The sequence below is a fragment of the Kitasatospora sp. NPDC038210 genome (assembly GCF_055600605.1).
In genome coordinates this window covers 310,990-335,577 of record NZ_JBVJYK010000006.1, presented here as the reverse complement: position 1 = coordinate 335,577, position 24,588 = coordinate 310,990, and the positions used below count along the sequence as shown (strand labels likewise).

The 24,588-nt window shown below is 75.5% G+C and carries 16 protein-coding genes; 10 read left to right on the top strand and 6 right to left on the bottom strand.

What is annotated here, in order from left to right; genetic code table 11:
* Positions 1-102: 102 nt before the first annotated feature.
* Complete coding sequence (locus tag ACZ7KX_RS15535) at positions 103-2,400, bottom strand: DEAD/DEAH box helicase (RefSeq protein ID WP_470326869.1); 2,298 nt, start codon at positions 2,398-2,400, stop codon at positions 103-105.
* 476 nt (positions 2,401-2,876) lie between these two features.
* Between ACZ7KX_RS15535 and ACZ7KX_RS15530 the strand changes: the two genes are divergently transcribed.
* Positions 2,877-3,605, top strand: a complete 729-nt coding sequence (locus ACZ7KX_RS15530; protein ID WP_350522122.1) for a ferritin-like fold-containing protein — start codon at positions 2,877-2,879, stop codon at positions 3,603-3,605.
* 8 nt (positions 3,606-3,613) lie between these two features.
* Here ACZ7KX_RS15530 and ACZ7KX_RS15525 read toward each other — a convergent pair whose 3' ends face one another.
* The 3 genes from ACZ7KX_RS15525 to ACZ7KX_RS15515 all read right to left on the bottom strand — a co-directional run bounded on the left by ACZ7KX_RS15525 (position 3,614) and on the right by ACZ7KX_RS15515 (position 5,095).
* Positions 3,614-3,940: a hypothetical protein gene (locus ACZ7KX_RS15525; RefSeq protein ID WP_470326868.1), complete on the bottom strand. Its 327-nt coding sequence runs from the start codon at positions 3,938-3,940 to the stop codon at positions 3,614-3,616.
* A gap of 136 nt (positions 3,941-4,076) precedes the next feature.
* On the bottom strand, positions 4,077-4,304 hold the full coding sequence (locus ACZ7KX_RS15520; protein WP_350522120.1) for a DUF3107 domain-containing protein: 228 nt from the start codon (positions 4,302-4,304) through the stop codon (positions 4,077-4,079).
* Positions 4,305-4,435: 131 nt separating this feature from the next.
* The gene (locus ACZ7KX_RS15515) at positions 4,436-5,095 is read right to left on the bottom strand and encodes a TetR/AcrR family transcriptional regulator (RefSeq protein ID WP_396544533.1); all 660 of its coding nucleotides are present in this window, start codon (positions 5,093-5,095) and stop codon (positions 4,436-4,438) included.
* 220 nt (positions 5,096-5,315) lie between these two features.
* On the opposite strand from ACZ7KX_RS15515, the gene ACZ7KX_RS15510 reads away from it, so the two are divergent.
* The 5 genes from ACZ7KX_RS15510 (at position 5,316) to moeZ (ending at position 11,959) form a co-directional block, all read left to right on the top strand.
* Positions 5,316-6,218 carry an alpha/beta fold hydrolase gene (locus tag ACZ7KX_RS15510; RefSeq protein WP_470326867.1) on the top strand — a complete coding sequence of 301 codons (903 nt, stop codon included), beginning with the start codon at positions 5,316-5,318 and terminating at the stop codon, positions 6,216-6,218.
* 478 nt (positions 6,219-6,696) lie between these two features.
* On the top strand, positions 6,697-8,322 hold the full coding sequence (locus ACZ7KX_RS15505; RefSeq protein ID WP_470326866.1) for a DUF3492 domain-containing protein: 1,626 nt from the start codon (positions 6,697-6,699) through the stop codon (positions 8,320-8,322).
* Positions 8,322-9,416: a hypothetical protein gene (locus ACZ7KX_RS15500; RefSeq protein ID WP_470326865.1), complete on the top strand. Its 1,095-nt coding sequence runs from the start codon at positions 8,322-8,324 to the stop codon at positions 9,414-9,416. The genes ACZ7KX_RS15505 and ACZ7KX_RS15500 overlap by 1 nt, the downstream gene beginning before the upstream one ends.
* Before the next feature lie 112 nt (positions 9,417-9,528).
* Entirely contained in the window at positions 9,529-10,548 is a 1,020-nt protein-coding gene (locus tag ACZ7KX_RS15495; RefSeq protein WP_470326864.1) for an NAD-dependent epimerase/dehydratase family protein, read from the top strand.
* Positions 10,549-10,780: 232 nt separating this feature from the next.
* The gene (gene moeZ / locus ACZ7KX_RS15490; RefSeq protein WP_350522114.1) at positions 10,781-11,959 is read left to right on the top strand and encodes an adenylyltransferase/sulfurtransferase MoeZ; all 1,179 of its coding nucleotides are present in this window, start codon (positions 10,781-10,783) and stop codon (positions 11,957-11,959) included.
* A 73-nt stretch (positions 11,960-12,032) separates the two neighbouring features.
* On the opposite strand, the gene ACZ7KX_RS15485 is transcribed toward moeZ, so the two are convergent.
* Positions 12,033-14,846 (bottom strand): flippase-like domain-containing protein, encoded by a 2,814-nt coding sequence (locus ACZ7KX_RS15485; RefSeq protein WP_470326863.1) that lies wholly within the window; start codon positions 14,844-14,846, stop codon positions 12,033-12,035.
* 134 nt (positions 14,847-14,980) lie between these two features.
* On the opposite strand from ACZ7KX_RS15485, the gene ACZ7KX_RS15480 reads away from it, so the two are divergent.
* From ACZ7KX_RS15480 to ACZ7KX_RS15465, 4 genes are all read left to right on the top strand, one after another.
* Complete coding sequence (locus ACZ7KX_RS15480) at positions 14,981-15,358, top strand: MGMT family protein (RefSeq protein ID WP_470326862.1); 378 nt, start codon at positions 14,981-14,983, stop codon at positions 15,356-15,358.
* A gap of 91 nt (positions 15,359-15,449) precedes the next feature.
* A complete protein-coding gene (locus tag ACZ7KX_RS15475) occupies positions 15,450-18,836 on the top strand; it encodes an ATP-dependent helicase (protein WP_470326861.1) in 3,387 nt (1,128 codons plus the stop codon).
* A 90-nt stretch (positions 18,837-18,926) separates the two neighbouring features.
* A complete protein-coding gene (locus ACZ7KX_RS15470; RefSeq protein WP_470326860.1) occupies positions 18,927-22,154 on the top strand; it encodes a UvrD-helicase domain-containing protein in 3,228 nt (1,075 codons plus the stop codon).
* Between the two features lie 194 nt (positions 22,155-22,348).
* The gene (locus ACZ7KX_RS15465; RefSeq protein ID WP_470326859.1) at positions 22,349-23,563 is read left to right on the top strand and encodes a PP2C family protein-serine/threonine phosphatase; all 1,215 of its coding nucleotides are present in this window, start codon (positions 22,349-22,351) and stop codon (positions 23,561-23,563) included.
* A gap of 1 nt (position 23,564) precedes the next feature.
* Here the strand turns inward: ACZ7KX_RS15465 and ACZ7KX_RS15460 are convergent, their stop codons facing one another.
* Positions 23,565-24,536 carry an endonuclease/exonuclease/phosphatase family protein gene (locus ACZ7KX_RS15460; RefSeq protein ID WP_350522108.1) on the bottom strand — a complete coding sequence of 324 codons (972 nt, stop codon included), beginning with the start codon at positions 24,534-24,536 and terminating at the stop codon, positions 23,565-23,567.
* Positions 24,537-24,588 lie beyond the last annotated feature (52 nt).

The following is a 24,588-nucleotide window of genomic DNA, read 5'->3' as shown; positions in this document are numbered from 1 at the left end:
GGCGGCAGGCTCCTCGTCGCCGGTGCGGCCGGGGCCCGGGAACGCCCGAGGGGGCGGGCCGGGCCTGTCGGCCTGGCTCGCCCCCTCGGGGATGCACCGGGATCAGCTCTCCGGGGTCGCCTCGACGGTCGCGGCGGCCTTGCGGGCGCGGGTGCGCTTGCGCGGAGCCGGGACCTCGGCCGCCTCGGCCTCGGCCGCCGGCGCCGCCGGGGCGGTCTCGGCGGTGGCCGCGGCCTTCGGCTTGCGGGTCCGGGTCCGGGCGGCCGGCTTCTTCTCCTCGGCCGGGGCCTCGGTGACGACGGCCTCGGCGACGACGGCCTCGGCGGCCGGAGCGGCCTCGACGGCCTCCGCCTTCGGCTTGCGGGTCCGGGTCCGGGTGGCCGGCTTCTTCTCCTCGGCCGGGGCCTCGGTGCCGACCGCCTCGGCGACGGCAGCCTCGGCGGCGGCCTCGACGGCCTCCGCCTTCGGCTTGCGCGTGCGGGTCCGGGTGGCCGGCTTCTTCTCCTCGGCCGGGGCCTCGGTGCCGACCGCCTCGGCGACGACGGCCTCGGCGGCCGGAGCGGCCTCGACCGCCTCCGCCTTCGGCTTGCGCGTCCGGGTCCGGGTGCGGGCGGCCGGCTTCTCCGCCACCGGAGCCTCGACGGCGGGAGCGGCCTCGACGACCGGAGCCGCCTCCACCACGGTCGCCTCCACCGCGGCAGCGGCCACGGCCTCACCGGCGGCACCGCCGCGCGAGCGGCGACGGCGACGGCGCGGTGCGGCCTCGCCCTCGGCGCCCTCGGCGGCCGGGGCCGCCACGGCGGCCTCGGTCACGCCGGCGACGGCCTCGCCCTCGGCGCCGAGCGCCGAGCCCCGACGGGTGCGGCGGCGCTCACGGGTGCGGCGCGGCTTCTGCTCCTCGGTCTCGGCCGGGGCGGCGGCCGGACGGCCGGGGCCGCCCTGTCCGCCGCGACCGCGGCCGGAACGGGCGGAACGGCTGCCGCGTCCGCCGGTCTCGCCGAGGTCCTCGACCTCCTCCGCGTTGAGCCCCGCCCGGGTCCGCTCCGAGCGCGGCAGGACACCCTTGGTGCCCGGCGCGATCTTCAGCAGCTCGTAGAGGTGCGGCGAGGTGGAGTAGGTCTCCTCCGGGTCGTTGAACGGCAGGTCCAGCGCCTTGTTGATCAGCTGCCAGCGCGGGATGTCGTCCCAGTCGACCAGGGTGACGGCGGTGCCGGAGGCGCCGGCCCGGCCGGTGCGGCCGATCCGGTGCAGGTAGGTCTTCTCGTCCTCGGGGCACTGGTAGTTGATGACGTGCGTGACGCCCTCGACGTCGATGCCGCGGGCGGCGACGTCGGTGCAGACCAGGACGTCCACCTTGCCGTTGCGGAAGGCCCGCAGCGCCTGCTCGCGGGCGCCCTGGCCGAGGTCGCCGTGGACCGCGCCGGCCGCGAAGCCGCGCTGGGTCAGCTGGTCGGAGACGTCGGCGGCGGTGCGCTTGGTGCGGCAGAAGATCATCGCCAGCCCGCGGCCGTCGGCCTGCAGGATGCGCGAGACCATCTCGACCTTGTCGAGCGAGTGCGCACGGAAGATGTGCTGCTCGATGTTGGCGACGGTGGTGCCGGTGTCGTCCGGGGCGGTGGCCCGGATGTGGGTCGGCTGGCTCATGTACCGGCGGGCGAGGCTGATGACCTGGCCCGGCATGGTGGCCGAGAACAGCAGGGTCTGCCGCTTGGCCGGCAGCATGGTGATGATCTTCTCGACGTCCGGCAGGAAGCCGAGGTCGAGCATCTCGTCGGCCTCGTCCAGGACCAGCGCGCGGACCTTGGACAGGTTCAGCTTCTTCTGGCCGGCCAGGTCGAGCAGTCGGCCCGGGGTGCCGACCACGATGTCGACGCCCTTGGTGAGCGCCTCGACCTGCGGCTCGTACGCCCGGCCGCCGTAGACGGCGAGGACGCGCACGTCGCGGACCTTGCCGGCGGTCTGCAGGTCGTTGGTGACCTGGGTGCAGAGCTCACGGGTCGGGACGACGATCAGCGCCTGCGGGAAGTCCGAGAGCTGCTCCTCGGTGCACCGGCCGGCGTCCACGTCGGCGCGCACGACGACCCGCTCGATCAGCGGGAGGCCGAAGCCGAGGGTCTTGCCGGTGCCGGTCTTGGCCTGGCCGATGACGTCGTGGCCGGTCAGCGCGACCGGGAGGGTCATCTCCTGGATGGGGAAGGGGTGGACGATGCCGACGGCTTCGAGCGCCTCGGCGGTCTCCGGGAGGATCCCCAGGTCCCGGAACGTCGTCTTGATGGGTTCAGCGGTGGTGGACAGGGTGCTGCCTCTTCCGTGTGGAGGGGCCGAGAGCGAGCGGCGGGCGGGCAGCCGCGCGGCTGCGTACGGGCCTGTGCGGCCCCGATTACAGCTGCGCGGACGCACAACCGCGCCGGTCCCTGCGGCCGGCCGGTGCGCGCTGCCCTGGTACGGGGCGCGTCGCCGGCGGCGTCGGGGAGGGTTCCCGTGAGGGACCTGCGCGGGACCTCCGCCAGGGGGCGTGGTCTCGGCGGCCCTCGCTCGGCCACTGATGCGGTGCCAAGGCTTGAAGTCCAAGCCATGGTCGGAGCCGATCGGCTCTCCGACCGGGCATCCGCGTACGTGAGTACCCGTGCCTCCGGTGCGGACACGTCCGGCTGGACGGTGCCGCTTCGGAGCGGGCTTGCGCGGGTTACCGAGACGGCGGTGACACCGTGCAAGCACGACGGGGCTCCGTACCACCATACAGTCAGGCGACGACTCGAACACGTGACGCGTCTGACATTGCCCCCGGCGACCGCCGCACGATCACACGATCGGGCCGGTCACCCGGCGTCGCGACGCGGGCGGGAGCCCGGGGACAGGCCTTAAGGTGACAGGTCATGGAGACCCATGGTGAGACGCAGGACGCCGCGGCCGGCTCGATCGGCGACTGGGCCGCGTGCTCGGCCGACCCCGGCTACCGGGCGGCGGTGCTGGATCTGCTCGGCGCGCTCGCGTACGGCGAGCTGAGCGCCTTCGAGCGGCTCGCCGAGGACGCCAAGCTGGCGCCGGACCTCGCCGACAAGGCGGCCCTGGCCCGGATGGCCTCCGCCGAGTTCCAGCACTACCAGCGCCTGCACGACCGGCTCGCCGAGATCGGCGCCGACCCGCAGGAGGCGATGCGCCCGTTCGTCGAGCCGCTGGAGCTGTTCCACCGGATGACGGCGCCCTCGGACTGGCTGGAGGGCCTGGTCAAGGCCTACGTCGGCGACGCCATCGCGACCGACTTCTACCGCGAGGTGGCCGTCCGGCTGGACGACGACACCCGCGACCTGGTGCTCGGCGTCATGTCCGACACCGGCCACGCCCAGTTCGCCGTCGACAAGGTGCGGGAGGCGATCCAGGCCGACCCGCGGGCCGGCGGCCGGCTCGCGCTGTGGGGCCGGCGGCTGATGGGCGAGGCGCTCAGCCAGGCCCAGCGGGTGGTCGCCGAGCGTGACGCGCTGTCCAACCTGCTGGTCGGCGGCGTCCGGGTGCAGGGCTTCGACCTCGTCGAGGTCGGCAAGATGTTCAACCGGATCACCGAGGCGCACACCAAGCGGATGGCCGCCCTGGGCCTGGCCAGCTGACCGACCCGCTACGCGGGCCGGTGCCGCCGCGGCGCGCGGTGGGCGCCGGTCCGGTGCGGGTGGTGGCGGTGCGCCGGGGCCCGCCCGACGGCGAGGTCCGGCCGGGCCAGCATCGAGGTGAGCACGGCCGAGGCCAGTGCGGCAGCCGCCACCGACACCGCCGGGTAGCGCCCGTCCAGGCAGAAGTGCGCCACCACGCCGCCGACCAGTGCCGCCGCCAGTGCGGTGCCGAGCGTCAGGGCGCGCGGAGCCCGGAAGTACGCGGGCAGGGCCAGCAGTGCGGCGCCGCCCGTGACCAGGCCGACGAGGGCGAACGCGAGCGACTCCACCAGCAAGGCTGCCTCCCGGGGACGGGCGTGCGGCACCGTTGCCGCACCTGTCGCCGTACCCAGCCCCACCCGGCCGTACACGCAGCGGTGCCCCGCTCCCTCGCGGGAACGGGGCACCGGTAACGACTGCTCGGGCGGCGCCTCAGAGGGTGCCGAAGCCGACCTTGCGGACGGCCTGCTCACCGATCTCCACGTACGCCAGGCGCTCGGCCGGGACGATGACGCGACGGCCGTGCTCGTCGGTCAGCGTGAGGAGCTTCTCCGAGCCCTCCAGCGCCTTCGCGACCGCGCTCTGGACCTCATCGGCAGTCTGCGAGCTCTCGATCACGATCTCGCGCGGCGCGTTCTGCACGCCGATCTTGACCTCCACGGCTTCCGTCCCTCCGGGGTTGCAGCCTCCACGCGCGGGCACCGGACCGCCTGGAACAAGCGTTCGCGGCGACCGCGCCGTACGGCTTCACCATAGAGCACCGGATCAGCGCCCAGGCGAAGGTCGGCGGATCACCCCTGGTGGGCACCCTCGCCGGGCTGGTCGCCCGGGTGCATCGGGAAGCCCTTCAGACCGCGCCAGGACAGGCTGGCGACCAGCCGCACCGCCTCGTCGCGCGGGATCTCCAGACCCTGCGAGAGCCAGTACCGGGCGGTGATCTGGGCCAGGCCGCAGACGCCGGCGGCGAGCAGCTTGGACTCCGCCTCGGGCAGGTCGGTGTCCTCCTGGATCACCTTGCTGACCAGCGTCGCGCTCGCCTCGGAGGCCCGCTCGACCCGCTCGCGCACGGCCGGCTCGTTGGTCAGGTCCGACTCGAAGACCAGACGGAAGGCGCCCGACTCGCTGGAGACGTAGTTGAAGTACGCCTCCATGGTGTTGGCCACGCGCTGCTTGTTGTCGTTGGTCGTCGACAGCGCCTCGCGGGTCGACTCGACCAGGGCGTCGCAGTGCTTGTCGAGCAGCGCCAGGTAGAGCTCCAGCTTCCCGGGGAAGTGCTGGTACAGCACCGGCTTGCTGACCCCGGCGCGGTCGGCGATGTCGTCCATGGCGGCCGCGTGGTAGCCCTGCGCGACGAACACCTCCTGGGCGGCACCGAGCAGTTGTTCACGGCGGGCGCTTCGCGGCAGGCGGGCACCGCGCGGGCGCTCCTGCGCCTCCTGGATGGCCGTCACGGCGCTCCTCACTTCGGGTCTGTTCGGGGCTGGCAAGATGGCCGATTCTACTTTTCGGTAACCGCGCCCGCGTTCGGCGAAGGCGAGAAAAGACGGTCGGCTGGTTGTCAGGAGCCCACAATACGGCGCTGACCTCGGCCTCGGCAGTGGTGTGACGAAGGGAAGGGACGGCCGGACCACCCCGGGTGCTCCGGGCCCGGGCTCACTACCATCGTCCACCATGAGCAGCGCTGAGCAGCAGGTACGTACGGTCGAGGTCCCCGGCGCGGTGCTCGCGGTGCACCGGGCCGCCGCCGACGGCGTCGCCGGCGCCCGCGAGCCGGGCCTCTTCGTGCACGGGCTCGGCGGCTCGGCCGCCAACTGGACGGCCCTGATGGACCGGCTCTCCGGACTGGTCGACGGCGAGGCCGTGGACCTGCCCGGCTTCGGCCGCTCCCACCCGCCCACCGACGGCAACCTCACCGTCTCCGGTCACGTCCGCGCGGTGATCGGCTACCTGGAGGCCGCCGACCGCGGCCCCGTCCACCTGTTCGGCAACTCCCTCGGCGGCGCGGTCGCCGTCCGCCTCGCCGCCCTCCGCCCGGACCTGGTGCGCAGCCTCACCCTGGTCTCGCCCGCGCTGCCCGAGCTGCCCCCGCAGCGCTCCGCCTGGCCTACCGGCCTGCTCGCCGTCCCCGGGGTGCCCGCGGTGCTGCGCCGGCTGGCCGCGAACGGGCGCGACGTCGAAGCGGCCACCGAGGACCTGCTGCGGCTGGTCTACGGAGACCCGGGCAGCCTGAGCCCGGCCGCCCGGGCCGAGGCGGTCGCCGAGTACCGGCGCCGGCTGGAGGTGCCGCACGCGATGCAGGCGCTGATCGGCTCGGCCCGCGGCATCGTCTCGGCGTACACCGAGCGCGGCGACCAGGCGCTGTGGCGGCAGGCCGAACAGGTCACGGCACCGGTGCTGCTGGTGTACGGGCTGCGCGACAAGCTGGTCTCCTACCGCTCGGCCCGGCGCGCCTGCGCCGCCTTCGCGGACGCCCGGCTGCTGGTGCTGCCGGAGTCGGGGCACGTGGCGATGATGGAGCACCCGGACGAGGTCGCCCGCGCCGTGCGGGAGCTGATCGCGCAGACCGCGCGCTGAGCGGGCGGGCCCGCCGCGGGCGGGCGTCGCGGGCGGGCCGGACGCGGGCGTCGCGGGCGGGCGCGCGTACCGCCCGGTAACGGCCCGGTTCGGGTCGAGGTCACGGCCTTTCACTCGTTCAGGTGGCAGCCAGGCATGTGACCGATGGATTGCCCGGGGCCGGTCCTACCTTTCTGCTGTCGGACCGAACAGGTGTGGGGGAGTCGCGGCCGCCGGAGAAACCGGAGGGCGGCCGCGGCCAGGGGTCCCGGCGGCCGGGTCCGGCCGCCGGAGCGGGCGGGCGCCCGGGGGAACGGAACGCGGCACGGCCGCGGCCGTGCCGCCGGGCCGCCGCACGGGGCGCCGCGGCGCCGGCCCGGCCGACCGACTCCCCGGCCCCGGCCGTCCCCGCCGCGCGCGGGGGCGCCCCCGGCCACCGCTCGGGCCGCTCGGCCGTCCGTGATCCGTCCGCGAATCCGCTCTGCCCTGGAGGTCTCCCGTGCGCATTGCCCTGCTCACCGAGGGTGCCCGTCCGCATCCCCAGCGTGGCGCCGGAGGCTGGTGCGACCGACTGGCCGAGGGCCTGCCGGAGCACGAGTTCGAGCTGTACCTGCTGACCGGCCCGGACGGCCCGGGTGCCGTGGAGCGGCTGTCGCCCGCCTGGCGCGACGTCCGCGACCTGGCCCTGTGGGGGCGCCGGCCGGCCGGGCGGGCACCCGGCGCGGTGCGCAGACGCAGGTACGCCGGGGCGTACGAGCAGCTGGTGCGGGCGCTGGTGCTGCCGGGGGAGCGGGCCGGCTTCGGCCCCGGGCTGTACCGGCTGGCGGCGCTCGCGGGCGAGGACGGCGGGCTGCCCGCCTTCCTGGCCTCCGCGCACGCCCGGCGGATCCTGGAGCGGACCTGGCGGCTGCCCGGCGCGGACACCTCGGCCGGGCAGCCGCTGGTGTGCGACGTGCTGGTCGCGGCCGACCTGCTGGAGCAGTGCCTGCGGCCGCTGTCCGCGCCCTGGTACGGCACCGGCCCCGGCGGCCTCGGCGCGGCCGACCTGTGTCACGTGGTCGGCGGCGGGCTCGCCGCGCTGCCCGCCCTGGTGGCCCGGCACCTGCACGGGGTGCCGTTCGTCGTCACCGAGCACGGCCTGCACCTGCGCGAGCAGTACCTCGGCTACCGCGAGGCGCCGTACCGGTGGCCGGTGCGGGTGCTGCTGCTGTCCTTCTACCGGGCGCTCACCGGCGAGACCTACCGGCAGGCGGCCGTGCTGACCCCGGGCAGTGCCCACGACCGGCAGTGGCAGGGCCGCTGCGGGGCCGACCCGGCCCGCACCCGGGTGGTGTACGAGGGGACGCCGGCCGTGGACCGCCCGGCCGCCGGGCCGGAACCGGCCGCGCCGACCCTGGTGTGGGCGGGCGCGCTGGAGCCCGGCCGGGACCCGGAGCTGGCGCTGCACGCGTTCGCCCGGGTCCGCGACGAGCTGCCCGGAGCCCGGCTGGTGCTGTACGGCGAGGAGGCGGCGCCCGGCTACCGGGCGCACTGCGCGATGGTGGCCGAGCGTCTGGGGGTGGCCGCCGCGGTGGACTTCGCCGGACGGCCGGGGACGCTCGCCGAGGTCTGGGAGGCCGGTACGGCGGTGGTCTTCTCGGCGCTGTCCCAGCGCGCGCCCCGGCTGCTCGCGGACGCGATGCTCAGCGGCCGGGCGGTGGTGTCCACCGACGTCGGGGTGGCCCGCGAGGTGGTCGGGCCCGCCGGGCTGCTGGTGCCCGCCCGCGACCCGCGCGCCCTGGCCGGCGCCTGCCTGGCGCTGCTGCGCGACGAGGAGCGGCGGGCCCGGCTCGGGCTGGCCGGGCGGCTGCGGGCGCAGGAACGCTTCGCCGTCGAGCCGGTGATCGGCGCCTTCCGGGAGATATACCTGGAGCTGGTCTCGCAGTACCCGGCCTTTCCCGGCGGCGGGGGCGGCGGCGGGGGCGGCCCGGCGCCGCGTCCGTTCGCCCGGCCCGCCGAGTACTGGCTGGCGGACGGCCGGGGAGTCCCGGCCGGGGACGGCGGGGACGGTGGCGGGGAGGGCGTGGGCGCCGGCACCCGGACGTCGGCCGCGCCGGAGCCCGCCGCGTTCGCGGAGGCCGTCTGATGTCCGGCCGCGCAGCGCTCGGCAGCAGCGCGGACCCGGTGCGCGAGGTGATGGCGGAGCACCGGGAGCTGTGCGAGCGAGCCGTCGACCCGCTGGAGATCGCCGCCGGGCTGGAGGAGGCCGGGTTCGGCCCGGACGCCGCCGCCCGCTGCCGGCACGCCGACCTGTTCTCGCTCGCCGAGGAGCTGTACGCCCGGGTGCCCCGGCGCCCGGCGGAGCCCGGGCCGGTCCGGCCGCCTCGGCGCGGGGCCGCGGCCAGGGCGGCGCTGACCGCCGCCGCACTGGCCGCGCTGCCCTGCGCGGGGGTGGCCGCGCTCGGTGCCCGCTGGCCGGTGCTGCTGACCGCCGCCGTCCCGCTGGTGCTGCTGCCCGTGCTGACCGCGCCGCCGGAGGGCGGGCCCGGCCTTCCCTCGGCCGCCCCGCCGTGCCGCCCGTCGGACGTCCTCGGGCCGGCTCCGGTGCCGGGGTGGTCCGTGAGCTCCCGTCGGCACCCGGCCGCGTTCGGGTACGGGCTGGGGCTGGCCGCACTGCTGCTGCTCCCGCTGGCCGTACCGGCCGGGGACGGCCCGTCGGCCGTCGCACTGGCCCTGGCGGCGGCGGTGTCGGCCGGGTCCGCCGAGCGGGCGGCCCGCTGGTACCGGCAGGTCGGCCGGGGCCACCTCGGTGCGGCGGGCACCCTGGCCGAGTTCCGGTCCCGGATGCGCCCGGTGCTGCCGGTCGCGGTCGCCCTGCACCTGGCGGCGCTCGCCGCGCTGACCGTCGCCGCACTGGCCGTGCGGACCGTCGTCGCGCCGGGCCCGGCACCGGGCCACGGCGGAGGGCTGCTGCACCTGGCGGCCGAGCGGGCCGGCCCGGGGCCGTGGGCGGCGCAGGGCGTGCTGGGCCTGCTGCTGGTGCTGCCCGCGCTGCTGGCGCACTGCGGCCGGCCGACCGCGGCGGCGGTGGGGGCGCTGGCCGGGCCCGCCGCGACGCTGGGCCTGCTCGCCGCTGGTCGCACCCTGCCCTCGGCCCTCCTGCTCGGCGGCGGCGCCGTCGCGGCGGTGCTGCTGGCGTACGCCTGGGCGGTGCTGGGCCGCGCGGGCTCCTACCGCTGATCCGGCCCGCGCCCCGCCCCCCGATGCCCGCTCCCCGATCCGTGTTTCGTCCCTTCGTTGATTTCAGTCCGCCAGGTCGTCCCCGACCTCGCTTCGTGGAAGGACACCCCCGATGAGGGTGCTGCTGCTGGGCGCCGACGGCTTCATCGGCCGCCGGGTCACCGACCGTCTGCTGATGGACCAGGAGTTGCAGGTGACGGTGCTCGGCCGGCGCGACTCGGCCGACATCCGCTTCGACCTGACCACCGGGAGCCCGGGCGCGCTGGCCCGCTTCCTGGACGCGGTCGCGCCGCAGGTGGTGATCAACTGCGCGGGTGCCACCTACGGCAGCTCGCGCACCCTGATCCGGTCGAACACGCTGGCCGTCGCGACGGTCTGCGAGGCGATCCGGCGCAGCCGGGAGCCGGCCCGGCTGGTGCACGTCGGCTCGGCCGCCGAGTACGGGCCGGTGCCCGGCGGCGTGCCGGTGTCCGAGGCGGCCGAGCCGCGGCCGGTGGGCCCGTACGGGGTGTCCAAGCTGGCCGGGACGGAGCTGGTGCTGGCCTCCGGGCTGGACGCGGCGGTGCTGCGGGTGTTCGACGTGGTGGGACCGGGCGCGCCGACCGCCTCGCTGTTCGGGCGGCTGGCCGAGGGCCTGCGGCGGGCGCTGGAGCGGGACGAGAACCAGGTGCGGATGCCGGACCTGTCCGGATACCGGGATTTCGTCGACGTGCGGGACGTCGCGCGGGCCATCCAGGCGGCCGCGGTGTCGGCCGCCACCGGGGTGATCAACATCGGCAGCGGGCACGCCGTCCGGGCCCGGGACGCGGCCCAGCTGCTGGTGCGGGCCTCGGGCTTCGAAGGGTCGATCGTCGAGGAGAACCGGCAGGTCCTGCTGCCGGCGCAGGCCGTCGGGGCGGGCGGCGACCACCTGCCCGGCCACCTTCCCGGCCACCACCACCAGCCCGGCCCGTACCTGCCGGGGCACCGGCTGGAGGGGCAGCGGCCGGACGGCCGGACCGTGCCGGGCGAGCCGGTGCCGTGGCGGCAGGCGGACGTGCGCACCGCCAGGGACCGTCTCGGATGGCGGACACAGGTGCCGTTGGAGGAGTCCCTGGGGGACGTCTGGCTGGAGACGGCCTGCCGGGTCTGAGGGTGTTCCGCAGGCTTCCCCGGGCCCGGGAACCCAGGCCCGGGGCGGCTGTCGGGGCCTCGCGGCCGATTCCACGATCCGGCGCCGCCCGTCTCGCTCTTCGGACGGGCTGTCTCGGAATACCGGGGGGACGTGACACTGTTGGTCTGGACAGCCACCCGAGTGGCGGAGCAACAACCCCACACCGAGGCTGGCCCTGGCCACCCCGAACAAGACACCCATCGGAGTCCCCGTGTCGTTGCCACCCCTGGTCGAGCCGGCCGACGAGCTCACCGTCGATGAGGTCCGCCGGTACTCCCGCCACCTGATCATCCCCGACGTGGGCATGGCCGGGCAGAAGCGGCTGAAGAACGCCAAGGTGCTGTGCGTCGGCGCCGGCGGTCTGGGCTCGCCCGCGCTGCTGTACCTGGCCGCCGCCGGTGTCGGCACGCTGGGCATCGTCGAGTTCGACGTGGTGGACGAGTCGAACCTGCAGCGGCAGATCATCCACGGCCAGTCGGACGTCGGCCGCTCCAAGGCGGAGTCGGCGCGCGACTCGGTCAAGGAGATCAACCCGTACGTGGACGTGGTGCTGCACGAGGAGCGCCTCGACAACTCCAACGTCATGGAGATCTTCTCCGGCTACGACCTGATCGTGGACGGCACCGACAACTTCGCCACCCGCTACCTGGTGAACGACGCCGCGGTGCTGCTCGGCAAGCCGTACGTGTGGGGCTCGATCTACCGCTTCGACGGCCAGGCCAGCGTGTTCTGGGCCGAGCACGGCCCCTGCTACCGCTGCCTGTACCCGGAGGCCCCGCCGCCGGGCATGGTCCCCTCCTGCGCCGAGGGCGGCGTGCTGGGCGTGCTGTGCGCGTCCATCGGCTCGATCCAGGTCAACGAGGCGATCAAGCTGCTGGCCGGCATCGGCGACCCGCTGGTCGGCCGACTGATGATCTACGACGCCCTGGAGATGAACTACCGCCAGGTGAAGATCCGCAAGGACCCGAACTGCGCGGTCTGCGGCGAGAACCCGACGGTCACCGAGCTGATCGACTACGAGGCCTTCTGCGGCGTCGTGTCGGAGGAGGCGCAGGCCGCCGCCGCCGGTTCGACCGTCACCTCGCAGCAGCTGAAGCAGTGGCAGGACGACGCGGAGGACATCTACCTCATCGACGTCCGCGAGCCCGGCGAGTTCGAGATCGTCAACATCCCCGGCGCGGTGCTGATCCCGAAGAACGAGTTCCTGATGGGCGACGCGCTGGAGAAGCTGCCGCAGGACCGGAAGATCGTGCTGCACTGCAAGTCGGGCGTGCGCTCGGCCGAGGTGCTGGCCGTGGTGAAGGCGGCGGGCTTCGCCAACGCCGTCCACCTGGGCGGCGGCGTGCTCGGCTGGGTGAACCAGATCGAGCCGCACAAGCCGGTCTACTAGCAGGTGTCACACGACTGAGGGCCCGGCCGTACGGCGGGGCCCTCAGTCGTGCGCCGGGCACCCCGGCGAATGGTCAGAGCGCGTTCCGGCGCTGCAGCACGTTGTAGGCGATCCAGCCCGGCAGGACCGGCAGCCAGAAGGTGAGCGCCCGGTAGAGGAAGACCGCCGGGGTGGCGACCGCGGGGGACACGTCCGCGACGGTCAGGGCGCCGATCAGGGCGACCTCGACCGGGCCGATGCCGCCCGGGGTGGGGATCGCAGAGCCGGCCGCGTTGGCGGTCAGGAAGACCACCGCGACCGCCGAGAAGCTGACGTCGCCGCCGAAGGCCTGCACCGAGAAGTCCAGGCAGGCGGTGAAGGAGAGGGTCAGCAGCAGGATGCCGCCGAAGCCGGTGACCAGCTTGCTGGGCGTCTGCATCAGGTCGAGCATCCGCGGCACCACGCCGAAGAACAGCGAGCGCAGCCGCCCCAGCACGAACCGGCGCAGCGGCGCGACGGCGGCCACCACCAGGGCGAGCACGGCGGCGGTCAGCACGCCGATGATCACCGCGCGGGAGGCGGAGAGGTCGCCGTTGGTCTGGCTGCCGGTGATCAGACCGAAGCTGAACAGCAGCAGCAGGTGCCCGGCCAGGCCCGCCAGCTGGGAGGCGCCGACCGAGGCGACCGCCTGGCCGGAGCGGATGCCGGCCTTCTGCAGGTAGCGGGTGTTGAGCGCGATGCCGCCGATCGCGGCGGGGGCGACCAGTTTGACGAACGAGCCGGCCAGCTGGGCGGCGACGGTGCGCCGGAACGGCAGCTTCTCGGGGACGAAGCCGGTCAGGCTCATCGCGGCGGCGACGTAGCTGAAGGCGGCCGCGAGCAGGGCGGCCGCGGCCCAGGCCCAGTTCATCTGGGAGAGCTTGAGCTGGGCCGGCTTGATGGTGGTCAGGGCCAGGTACGCGGCGAAGGTGAGCGCGATGACCATGATCAGGGTCTTCGGCTTCAGCCGTTCCAGCTTGGCCGGCTCCATCGGCGCCTCGGGGGCGATCTGGAGGATCTGCCCGCGGATGCGGCTCAGCAGGTCCTCGCCGGCCACCGCGATGTCCTCCTCGGCCTGCTGCTGGGTGCGCTCGCCGGCCGCGACCTGCTCCAGCGCCTTGGCCCGGGCGGTGGCCTTGCGCTCCTTGCTGAGCTTCGACAGGTCCACCCTGGTGGACCGGCTCATCCCGACCGGCTGGAGCAGCGGCAGCGCCTGGGCGACCCGCTCGGCGCCGAGCACCGCGTTGGCGGTGGCGACGGCCCGCTCCGGGCCGATCCGCAGGGCGAAGGTGGTGAGCAGCTGGGCGACGTCGATGCGCAGGGTGAGGTCGGTGGCGGCGATGTCGCCGCCGGAGAGGTTGACCAGGCAGGCGCTCCGCTCGTCCACCACCAGCAGGGACTCGCCGGTCAGCCGGCGGTGGGCGATCCGGCGCTCGTGCAGCGCGGCCACCGACCGCCAGATCGAGGCCATCACCTCGTCGGTGACCTCGTCGTCGGCCAGCTCGTCGAGGGTGCGGCCCTCGACGTTCTCGTACACCAGGATCGCCGCGTCCGGGCCGAGCTCGGAGGTGGCGACCAGCTGCGGGGCGTGGGCGCCGGAGGCGGCCGCCGCGTACGCGATCAGGGCCTCCTGCTCCAGCGCCTGGCGCAGCGACTGCGGGCTGCGGCGCACCGCGACCGAGCGCAGCCGCAGCCGCCGCCAGGCCCGGTAGAAGAAGCCGGAGGCCTGCTGCTCGCGGTCGATGATGTGGACGTCCAGGGGCCGGCCGCCCTGCTGGGTGACGTAGTAGCGGCGGGTGCCGCCGGGGGCGTCGGGGGCGCGGTGGGCGCCGTCCGGGGTGAAGCCGACCTTGCGCAGACCGATCATCAGGTGCTGGCCGGTGGGCCGGATGTTGGGGGAGCCGATCGCGTACAGCGTGCCGTAGGCGACGGACCAGCCGATCAGCACGGTGAGCATCAGCGACAGCGGGGTGGTGTAGCCGCCGAGGAGCTCGGTGACGCCGCTGAAGACCACCACCACCCACAGGGCGACCCGCCAGCGCGGTCTGCTCGACATGCCGACGGCGGTCATGTAGGCGATCACCGGGGCGAGGTAGCCGTGCACCGGGTCGGTGAGGGTGCCGTTGCTGTCCAGCGGCAGCCGGGTCAGCGCGTCGCGGATGTGTTCGGAGGCGCCCTCGGCCACCCACCAGTCGATGCCCAGCGAGACGCCGTACGCGAGCACCGAGGCGAGCACGCCGTCGGCGACCCGCAGGCCGTCGCGTTTGATCAGCCGTTCGACGGCGAAGGCCAGCGGTACGGCGAGCACCGCGACGCTGGAGACCAGGCCGGTGATGGTGGAGAGCACCGCGGAGAAGTGCGGCGCGTTGGTCGCGATGTCCTGCTCGATGCCGGTGGTGGTCGAGGTGGCGATGCCGGCCAGCACGAAGACGGCGACTATCCCGAAGACGCCGGCCAGGAAGCGGATCAGGTCGGACGGGCGGTGCGCGCGGGCGGCGAGCAGCGGCTCGTCGACGTCCAGGTGCGGGGCGTCGTCCAGCGGGTCCTGGTGGTCCGGCAGCGGTTCGGGGGCCGCCGGCTCGGGGGCCGCCGGCTCGGGGGTCGAGGGCTCGGGGGTGGAGGGCTCCGGGGCCGTCGGCGCCGGGACGACCGCCTTCGGGGCCGCGGCCTCCGGTGGTGCGGTCCGTTCGGGCTGTTCCGGGGCCCGGGCGGGTGCGGGGGTCTTGATCGTCCGGTCCTTGATCAGGGAGACTTCCGGCGTCGGCCCGGGTTCGGGCCGGCCTTCGGTCCCGCCGCCGGGCGCCGGGGGCACGGCGGCAGAGGACTCGTCGGAGTCCTTGTCCACGCCCACGTCAGCCGTCCCGGTCATCTGGTCTTGTCCTCGTATCACCACTCACCGCCCCGAAGATGGTGGCATGCCCCGGCCCCCCGTGCTGGACAGGGGGCGGATCGGGCGCGGCGTCCCGTTCGTACGGGACCAAGGGTGCGCCCCTGTGAGGAAGAATGCCGCAGGTGACGGACGCAACAGACGACGGCCCCCCGGACGCCCTGCCGCCCTTCGCCGAACTGGTGCTCGACCTGACCGAGCGGATTCCACCCGGCAGGGTGATGACCTACGGCGACGTCGCCGAGTACCTCGGCCAGGGCGGGCCCCGGCAGGTCGGCCGGGTGATGGCCCTGTACGGCGGCTCGGTGCCCTGGTGGCGGGTGATCCGCGCGGACGGCCGCTTCCTGCCCGGGCACGAGCAGCGCGCCCTCGCCCACTACGGCGAGGAGGGCACCCCGCTGCGCGAGCTCGCCGACCCGCCCCGGGTCGACCTCCGGCGGGCCCGCTGGGACGGCCGGGAGACTTCCCCGAACTCCCCGCACGGACGGGATTGACGGGGGAGGATCGTAGGCTCGATGCGGGCGGGCCCGAGCGGGCCCGCCCTGCCGTGCCCGCCCCGCCCTGCTCGACCCCAGGATCCGTTCGTTGACCTCCCCCTACCGGCTCGTGCGCAGCCCGCTCGTCCAGCCCGACCCGCCGGTGCTGGACGCCTACCAGCGTGCCGTCGTCGAGCACGCCGACGGGCCGCTGCTGGTCCTGGCCGGGCCCGGCACGGGCAAGACCACCACGCTGGTCGAGGCGGTCGCCCGGCGGATCGCGGACGGCACCGACCCCGAGCGGATCCTCGTCCTCACCTTCAGCCGCAAGGCCGCGATGGAACTGCGCGACCGGATGTCCGGCCGGCTCGGCAGCTCCGCCGCCGCCCCGCAGGCCACCACCTTCCACTCCTTCTGCTACGCCCTGCTGCGCGCCCACCAGGACCCCCGGGACTACGCCGAGCCACTGCGGCTGCTCTCCGGCCCCGAGCAGGACGTCATGGTCCGCGAACTGCTGGCGGGCGGAGCCGAGGACGCCCGCCTCGGCAGCTCCCGGATCGCCTGGCCGCTGGACCTGCGGGCCTGCCTGACCACCCGCGGCTTCGCCGACGAGGTCCGCGCCGTCCTCGCCCGCAGCCGCGAGCTCGGCCTCGGCGAGGCCGAGCTGGAGCGCTTCGCGCAGGGCGTCCAGCGCCCCGACTGGGCCGCCGCCGCGCACTTCCTGGCCGACTACCTCGACGTGCTCGACCTGCGCGGCGTCCTGGACTACGCCGAACTCGTCCACCGTGCCGTCCTGCTCGCCGAACGCCCCGAGGTCGAGGAGGACCTGCGCCGGCGCTACGACGTCGTCTTCGTCGACGAGTACCAGGACACCGACCCCTCCCAGGTCCGGCTGCTGCGCCGGCTCGCGGGCGGCGGACGCGACCTGGTCGCCGTCGGCGACCCCGACCAGTCGATCTACGCCTTCCGCGGCGCCGACATCAACGGCATCCTCGACTTCCCGCAGGCCTTCCGCCGCGCCGACGGCGAGCCCGCCGAGGTCAAGGTGCTGCGGGTCTCCCGCCGCTCCGGCGCCCTGCTGCTCGCCGCCTCCCGGGAGCTCGCCCGGCGGATGCCGATGGGACGGCTGCCCGCCGACAAGCTCGCCCAGCACCGCGCCCTGCTGCCCTCCCGCGAGGGCGGCCGGGTCGAGATCTACACCTACCCGACCCCCGGCGCCGAACTGGACTCGATCGCCGACCTGCTGCGCCGCGCCCACCTGGAGGACGGCGTGCCCTGGGGCGAGATGGCCGTGCTGGTCCGGGCCGGCGCCCGGTCCATACCGGGCGTGCGGCGGGCGCTCGGCGCGGCCGGCGTCCCGCTGGAGATCGACGGCGACGACCTGCCGCTGCGCGAGGAGCCGGCCGTCGCCCAGCTGCTGCTCGCCCTGCGGGTCTGCGCCCAGCAGGCGGCCCGGCAGAGCGCCCGCGACCGGCACGGCGAGCCGGATCCCGACACCGGGGACGACGGCGCCGGTGACCCCGGCACCGGGGACGGCGCCGCCGCCCCCGACCCGCTCACCACCGAACTGGCGCACGCCCTGCTCACCGGCCCGCTCGGCGGCCTCGACGGCTCCGACCTGCGACGCCTGGGCCGCGCCCTGCGCGAGGAGGAACGCGCCGCACTGCGCGCCGAAGGCCGTCCCGCCACCGCCCCGCGCCCGGCCGGCGAGCTGATCCGCGAGGCCCTCGCCGAACCCGAGCGGCTGGTCGCCCTCGACCCCGCCCAGGCCCGCCGTGCCCGCGACCTCGGCGCCCTGCTGCGCAAGGTCCGCGAGCTGCTGGCCGGCGGCTGCACCGCCGAGGAGGCGCTCTGGGAGCTGTGGGACGGCAGTCGCCGCTGGCGCGAGCGGCTGGAGCGGGCCGCCCTGCGCGGCGGCGCCGCGGGCCGCAACGCCGACCGCGACCTGGACGCGCTGTGCGCCCTGTTCGAGACCGCGGCCCGTGCCGAGGAGCAGGTCACCGGCCACCGCAGCGCCCTCGACCTGCTCGCCGAGCTCGAAGCCCAGGACATCGCCGCTGACACCCTCACCGTCCGTGCCGTCCGCCCCGAAGCCGTCCGGCTGATGACCGCCCACCGGTCCAAGGGCCTGGAGTGGCGCCTGGTCGTCGTCGCCGGAGTCCAGGACGGCCTCTGGCCCGACCTGCGCCGCCGCGGCTCCCTGCTGGAGGCCGACCGGATCGGCCGCGACGGACTGGCCGAGCCGCTCTCCCCGGCCGCGCTGCTCGGCGAGGAGCGCCGCCTCTTCTACGTCGCCGCGACCCGCGCCAAGGAGCGGCTGATCGTCACCGCCGTCAAGGCCCCGGCCGACGACGGCGACGAGCCCTCCCGCTTCCTGCGCGAGCTCTACCGCGAGGACGTCGACCCCCGTACCGGAAAGGTGGTGCGCCGCACCCCGCCGGTCACCGTCGAGGACGTCACCCACCGCCCGCGCCGGCCGCTGTCCGTCGCCGCGCTGGTCGCCGAGCTGCGGGCGGTCACCGTCGACCCGGCCCGCTCGCCCGAGCTGCGCCGCGCCGCCGCCGAACGGCTCGCCACCCTGGCCGCCGCCGCCGACGAGGACGGGCTGCCACTGGTGCCCGCCGCCCACCCCGAACGCTGGTGGGGACTGGACGACCCGACCGCCGCCCCCGAGCCGCTGCGCAGCGCCGACCTGCCGGTGCGGCTGTCCGGCAGCGGTCTGGAGCAGCTGGAGAGCTGCTCGCTGCAGTGGTTCCTGGACAAGGAGGTCAAGGCACGCGGCGTCGGCTCGGCCGCCCAGGGCTTCGGCAACGTGGTGCACGCGCTCGCCGACGAGGTCGGCTCCGGCCGCACCCCCGCCGACCTCGCCGTCCTGATGGAGCGCCTGGACACCGTCTGGGACGCGCTGGCCTTCGACGCGCCCTGGAAGTCCCAGCAGGAGAAGACCGAGGCCCGTGCGGCCCTGGAGCGCTTCCTCAACTGGCACGTCCTGGAACGCGGCCGGGACGTGGTCGCCACCGAGCACGGCTTCGACGTCACCCTCGACGTCGGCGGCGTCTCGGTGCGCATCCGCGGCTCGATGGACCGGGTCGAGAAGGACACGGCCGGGCGCGCCTACGTCGTCGACTTCAAGACCGGCAAGCAGCTGCCCACCGACAAGTCCCTGCCCGAGCACAAGCAGCTGGCCGTCTACCAGCTCGCCGTCCGGGCCGGCGCCCTCAACGAGCTGCCCGGCTTCGCCGAGCACACCCCGGCCACCGGCGGCGCCGAACTGGTCCACCTGCGCGAGCCCGCCGGCAAGGCCTCCCAGGACGCCCCCAAGGTGCAGCGGCAGGACCCGCCGGAGGGCGAGCCGTGGATCGAGGGCCTGCTCGCCGAGGCCGCCGGGAAGGTCCTGGCCGAGCGCTTCGTCCCGCAGACCGGTGGCGGCTGCGACCGGTGCACGTTCCGCCGCAGCTGCTCGGCCCAGCGGGACGGCGCGCAGCTGGTCGAGTAGCCGACGGGTGGCCGTCGGGTGGCCGTCGAGTAGTCGGGGTCACGGCGGCCGGACGTCCGCAGTGTCGGTCCGGCCCGTTAACGTTGCTGGGTGACCGCCGTGCTCAGCCATCCCGACCAGCTCAAGGAGCTGCTGGGGATCCCCTTCAACCGGGAGCAGATGGCGGCCATCGGCGCCCCCCTGGCTCCGGCCGTGATCGTGGCCGGAGCCGGCTCCGGCAAGACCACCGTGATGGCCGCCCGGGTCGTCTGGCTGGTCGGCTCCGGCGCCGTACGGCCCGAGGAGGTGCTCGGCCTCACCTTCACCAACAAGGCCGCCGGCGAGCTCTCCGAACGCGTCCGCGCCGCCCTGCTCCGCGCGGGGGTGGCCGACCGGGACGCCGCCGACCCGCTCGGCGACCCGGAGATCTCCACCTACCACGCCTTCGCCGGCCGCCTGCTCAAGGAGCACGGCCTGCGGATCGGCATCGAGCCGGACGTGCGGCTGCTCGCCGACGCCACCCGCTTCCAGCTCGCCGCCAAGGTGCTGCGCACCGCCCGCGGCCCGTTCCCCGCGCTCACCGGCACCTTCGCCAACCTGGTCGCCGACCTCACCGCGCTGGACGGCGAACTCGCCGAGCACCTGGTTGAGCCGCAGGCCCTGCGCGACTTCGACGAGGGGCTGCTGGACACCCTCGCCACCGTCAAGCTCACCAACGACGACCTGCGGGCGGTGCCGGCCACCGCCCGGGCCCGCCTGGAGCTGCTGCGCCTGGTCGAGGAGTACCGGCGCCGCAAGCACTCCGCCGGGCTGATGGACTTCGGCGACCAGATAGCCGCCGCCGCCCGCCTCGCCCAGCAGCGCCCCGAGGTGGGCGAGCTGCAGCGCGGCCAGTTCCGGGTCGTGCTGCTGGACGAGTACCAGGACACCTCGGTCGCCCAGCGCCTGATGCTCGCCGGGCTCTTCGGCGCCGGCCCGGACGGCGCGGGCAGCGGCCACCCGGTGACCGCCGTCGGCGATCCCTGCCAGGCGATCTACGGCTGGCGCGGCGCCTCCGTCGCCAACCTCGACGAGTTCCCGCGGCACTTCCCCATGGCCGACGGCCGCCCCGCCGACCGCTACGCGCTCAGTGAGAACCGGCGCAGCGGCGGACGCCTGCTCGCCTTCGCCAACGCGCTCGCCGCGCCGCTGCGGGAGATGCACGAGGGCGTCGAGGCGCTGCGCCCGGCCCCCGGCGCCGAGCTGGACGGCTTCGTGCGGACGGCACTGCTGCCCACCCACGCCGAGGAGGTCGACTGGCTCGCCGACTCGATCTCCCACCTGGTGCGCACCGGCACCGCGCCCGGCCGGATCGCCGTGCTGTGCCGCGGCGGCGCCGCCTTCCCGGACATCCACGCGGCGCTCGTCGCCCGCGAGGTGCCGGTCGAGGTGGTCGGCCTCGGCGGGCTGCTGCAACTGCCCGAGGTGGCCGACCTGGTGGCGGTCTGCGAGGTGCTGCAGGACCCGACCGCGAACGCCGCGCTGGTGCGGCTGCTGGTCGGCCCGCGCTGGCGGATCGGTCCGCGCGACCTCGCGCTGCTCGGCCGGCGGGCCGCCGAGCTGGTCCGCACCGACCGGCCCGAGGGCGTCGAGGCGCTGGCTGCCGCCGTCGCCGAGGCCGACCCGACCGAGGTGGTGTCGCTGGCCGACGCGGTCGAGAGCTTCCTGACTGCTTCGACCGGTGAGGAGGGCTCCCAGCCGGACGAGCTGCCGTTCTCCGCCGAGGCGCGGGTGCGCTTCGCCCGCCTCGCCCAGGAGCTGCGCGAGCTGCGCCGCTCGCTCGCCGACCCGCTGATGGACGTGCTGCACCGGGTGCTGGCGGTCACCGGCCTGGAGGTCGAGCTCGCCGCCTCCCCGCAGGCCCTGGCCGCCCGCCGGCGGGAGACCCTGCACGCCTTCCTGGACGTCGCCGCCTCCTTCGCCGACCTCGACGGGGACCCGGGCCTCGCCGCCTTCCTCGGCTTCCTGCGGGCCGCCCAGGAGTACGAGCGCGGCCTGGACAGCAGCCTGCCCGGCGGCGAGGACACCGTGAAGGTGCTCACCGCGCACAAGTCCAAGGGCCTGGAGTGGGACGTGGTCGCCGTGCCCGGCCTGGTGCGGGGCGCATTCCCCTCCTCGACCCCGCGCGAGCGCTGGACCAGCGCCAAGCGCGTGCTCCCGCACGCCCTGCGCGGCGACGCCGCCACCCTGCCCGACGTGCGCGGCGGGTGGACCGGCAAGGCGATGACCGCCTTCAAGAAGGAGCTGGCCGAGCACACCGCCACCGAGGAACTGCGCCTGGGGTACGTCGCCTTCACCCGGCCGCGCTCGCTGCTGCTGGCCTCCGGGCACTGGTGGGGGCCGAGCCAGAAGACCGTCCGGGGCCCGTCCGCCTTCCTGGAGGGGCTGCGCGAGCACTGCGAGCAGCCCGGTGCGGGCGAGGTCGAGCGCTGGGCCGAGCAGCCGGAGAAGGGCGCCGAGAACCCGGCGCTGGCCGCCCCCGTCCAGCGCCCCTGGCCGCTGCCGCTGGATCCGGCGGCGCAGCACGCCAGGCGCCGGGTCGCCGAGGTGGTGCACGCCCGCCTGGCCGGCGCCCCGGCTCCCGAGCCCGAGCCGATGGCCCCCGAGGACCAGCGCCAGGTGGCCTCCTGGGACCGCGATCTGACCGCGCTGCTGGGCGAGTTGGAGCGCTCCCGGCGGACCGCGCGCGAGGTGCCGCTGCCCGCCGCGCTGTCCGCCACCCAGCTGCTGCGCCTGGCCGCGGATCCGGACGGTTTCGCCCGCGACCTGGCCCGCCCGATGCCGCGCCCCCCGCAGCCCGCCGCCCGGCGCGGCACCCGCTTCCATGCCTGGGTGCAGTCCCGGATCGAGCCGCTGCTGCTGGTCGAGCCGGGCGCGCTGCCCGGCGCCGACGACGACGGCATCGAGGACGAGCAGGACCTGGAGCGGCTCAAGGAGGCGTTCCTGCGCACCCCGTACGCGCAGCGCAAGCCCCACCGGGTCGAGGCGCCGTTCCAACTGGTGCTGGCGGGGCGGGTGGTGCGCGGCCGGATCGACGCGGTCTACCGGGACGGTGACGTGTTGTCAGGATCCGGTGGTGCGTCACGCTACGAAGTGGTGGACTGGAAGACCCACCGCGAGGAGACCGCGGACCCGTTGCAGCTCGCGGTCTACCGACTGGCCTGGGCCGAGCAGGCGGGCGTCGATCCCGAGCTGGTCACGGCTTCGTTCCTGTACGTCCGCAGCGGGCGGATCGTCCGTCCGACAGGACTTCCCGACCGAAAAGAGTTGGAACGGCTCCTGATCGGGAACAGTGAATAATGAGTCACGCAGAGCATCCAAGTCATCACGCCAGTGCCCGAAACCTGTGCGTCGTGCACGTTTCGCGCCTATTGTGGGGTCGGTAACCGGTCAACCCCCGTGCTCCGGCCGCCAGCGAGGCCCGTTTTCCCTAACCCTCAGTCATCACCGCAGGTGCCCTTGGGCATCGGCGCCTTCTGCTGGAGAAACCGACGTTGAGCGCGACCGGATGGATCAGAGAGCGGTTCACCGGGCCGACCCCGGGACCCGCCCCGGGCGCGACCGGCACCTGGCCGAGGACGGCGCTGGCACTGCCGTTCATCGGGATGGGGCTGATCGTCGTCCTCGACTACCTCAGTGGCACCGGGGTGACGGTCGAACCGGCCCTCACCGCCGTGCCCGCGCTGGCTGCCGTGGTCAGCCGGCGCACCTGGTACCCGCTCGTCATCGGGCTGTGCACCGAGGCGGCGGCCTTCCTGATGGCCTTCCGCAGCGACACGCTCGGCTCGTCCGTGCACGCCGCCAGCGTGATCGCCGTCCTGCTCGTGGCCACCATCGGCTGGGTCAGTGCGACCCTGCGGCTGCGCCAGGAACGGGCACTGGCCGACGCCCAGCTGGTCGCCTCGATCGCCCGCCGGGTCCTGCTGCGGCCCGTCCCCGAGCGGGTCGGCACCGTCCGGGCCGCCGTCCACTACGAGGCCGCCGCCGCGCACGCCCGCATCGGGGGTGACCTCTACGAGGTGGTCAACACCCGGCACGGGGTCCGGGCCGTGGTGGGCGACGTCCGGGGCAAGGGCCTCGGCGCGGTCGAGACGGCCGCCGCCGTGCTCGGCGCCTTCCGCGAGGCCGCCCACCAGGAGCCCGCGCTGGACCGGGTGGCCGGCTGGCTGGCCGTCAGCCTCGACCGCGCCCTGCACGAGAACGACCACCCGGGCGTGGAGGAGGAGTTCGTCACCCTGGTGCTGATCGGCGTCGGCCCGGACGGCGCGGCGGAGATCGTCAACTGCGGCCACCCCGCGCCGCTGCTGTTGCGCGCGGGGGAGGTGCGCCCGCTCGAACTCGCCGAGACCGTACCGCCGCTGGGCGTCCTGGACCCGGCCGACGTGCGCCCGCCGGTCCACCGGGTGCCGTTGCTGGGCGAGGACCGGGTGCTGCTGTTCACCGACGGGGTGATCGAGGCCCGCGACCGCGCGGGCGCCTTCTACCCGCTCGCCGAGCGGTTCCCGCGCTGCGCCGACGGCCGCCCCGCCGACGTCCTGCAGCGCCTGCACGAGGACGTGGTGCGGCACGTCGGGCGCCAGCTCGGCGACGACGCGGCGATGCTGCTCCTGCAGTACGACCCGTCGCCGACGGGGGGCGTCCACGTGCCGCAGCAGGCCGGTGTCCTGGCGCGCCACCAGCCGGCCGTCGGAGGCCAGGCCCCGGCCTGACCTAGAGCGAGACCTCGACCAGCAGCGGCCGGTGGTCCGACACCGCGGCGCGCGGGGCCGCGGCCGGGCCCACCGCCGTGCGCGGCACGCCGATCGCCAGCACGTGGTCGAACTGCACCGCCGGCCGGTGCGAGGGGTACGTCGGCGTGCGCGCCAGGTCGTACCAGCCCTGCAGCCGGGCCCGCGGCTCCCGCACCCGCCGCCGACGCGGCTCGGTCAGCAGCGGCCGGGTGCGCCGGGCCGCCCGCAGTTCCCGGACCCGGGCCCTGGGCGCGGTGCGGTCCAGCGCCGCCGCCCCGCCGAGCACCGTGCGCGGCACCGCTCCCACCAGGTTGAAGTCGCCCAGCACCAGGTACGGCTGCGGCAGGTCGGCGATCCACCGCCGGATGCCCGCCAGCTGCGCCATGTTCCAGCCCGGTACGAAGGACAGGTGCGCCGCCACCACGGTGAACGGCCCGCGTTCGCCCTCCAGCACCGCGGCCAGCGCGGCCCGGGGCTCGTCCGGCACGGGGGTCAGCCCGCGCCGCCCGGCCACCCGCAGCGGCAGTCCGAACGGCGCCGGGGCGAAGCGCCTGGCCCGCCAGTGCCGCACCGGCAGCCGGGTCAGCAGCGCCGTCCCGTAGGAGGGCGGGGCGGCCTCGTCCACCTCGGCCGGCCCGTACACGCGCAGGCCGTTCGGCGCGGACGGGTCGGGCACCCAGCCGGCCACCGGCGCCGGCCGGCCGTGCAGCGCGGCGGCGAAGCGCCAGTCCTTCGCGCCCATGGCCGCGGCGGCGACCGCCGCCTGGTCGGTGCCGCCGGAACGCGCCTGGTGCCGGTCCACCTCCTGCAGCGCCAGCACGTCGGCGTCCAGCGCGGCCACCGCCTCGGCCAGGGGCTGCCCGGCGTCGGCCGGGTAGGGCTGCGGCGCGCCGTCCCGGGCGAGCGGCTGACCGTGCAACAGGTTGAAGGTGGCGATGCGCAACTGGCTCACACCGCACGACGGTACCCGCTCGCCGGGGGAGGGGGTGCCGCTTGAGGCGGTG

What these genes read in the sequence shown, in the direction of transcription:
- ACZ7KX_RS15530 (WP_350522122.1), top strand. Translation starts at nt 2,877, where the DNA reads ATGGAGACCCATGGTGAGACGCAGGACGCCGCGGCCGGCTCGATCGGC.
- ACZ7KX_RS15510 (WP_470326867.1), top strand. Translation starts at nt 5,316, where the DNA reads ATGAGCAGCGCTGAGCAGCAGGTACGTACGGTCGAGGTCCCCGGCGCG.
- ACZ7KX_RS15495 (WP_470326864.1), top strand. Translation starts at nt 9,529, where the DNA reads ATGAGGGTGCTGCTGCTGGGCGCCGACGGCTTCATCGGCCGCCGGGTC.
- ACZ7KX_RS15480 (WP_470326862.1), top strand. Translation starts at nt 14,981, where the DNA reads ATGCCGCAGGTGACGGACGCAACAGACGACGGCCCCCCGGACGCCCTG.
- ACZ7KX_RS15485 (WP_470326863.1), bottom strand. Translation starts at nt 14,846, where the DNA reads ATGACCGGGACGGCTGACGTGGGCGTGGACAAGGACTCCGACGAGTCC.
- ACZ7KX_RS15500 (WP_470326865.1), top strand. Translation starts at nt 8,322, where the DNA reads ATGTCCGGCCGCGCAGCGCTCGGCAGCAGCGCGGACCCGGTGCGCGAG.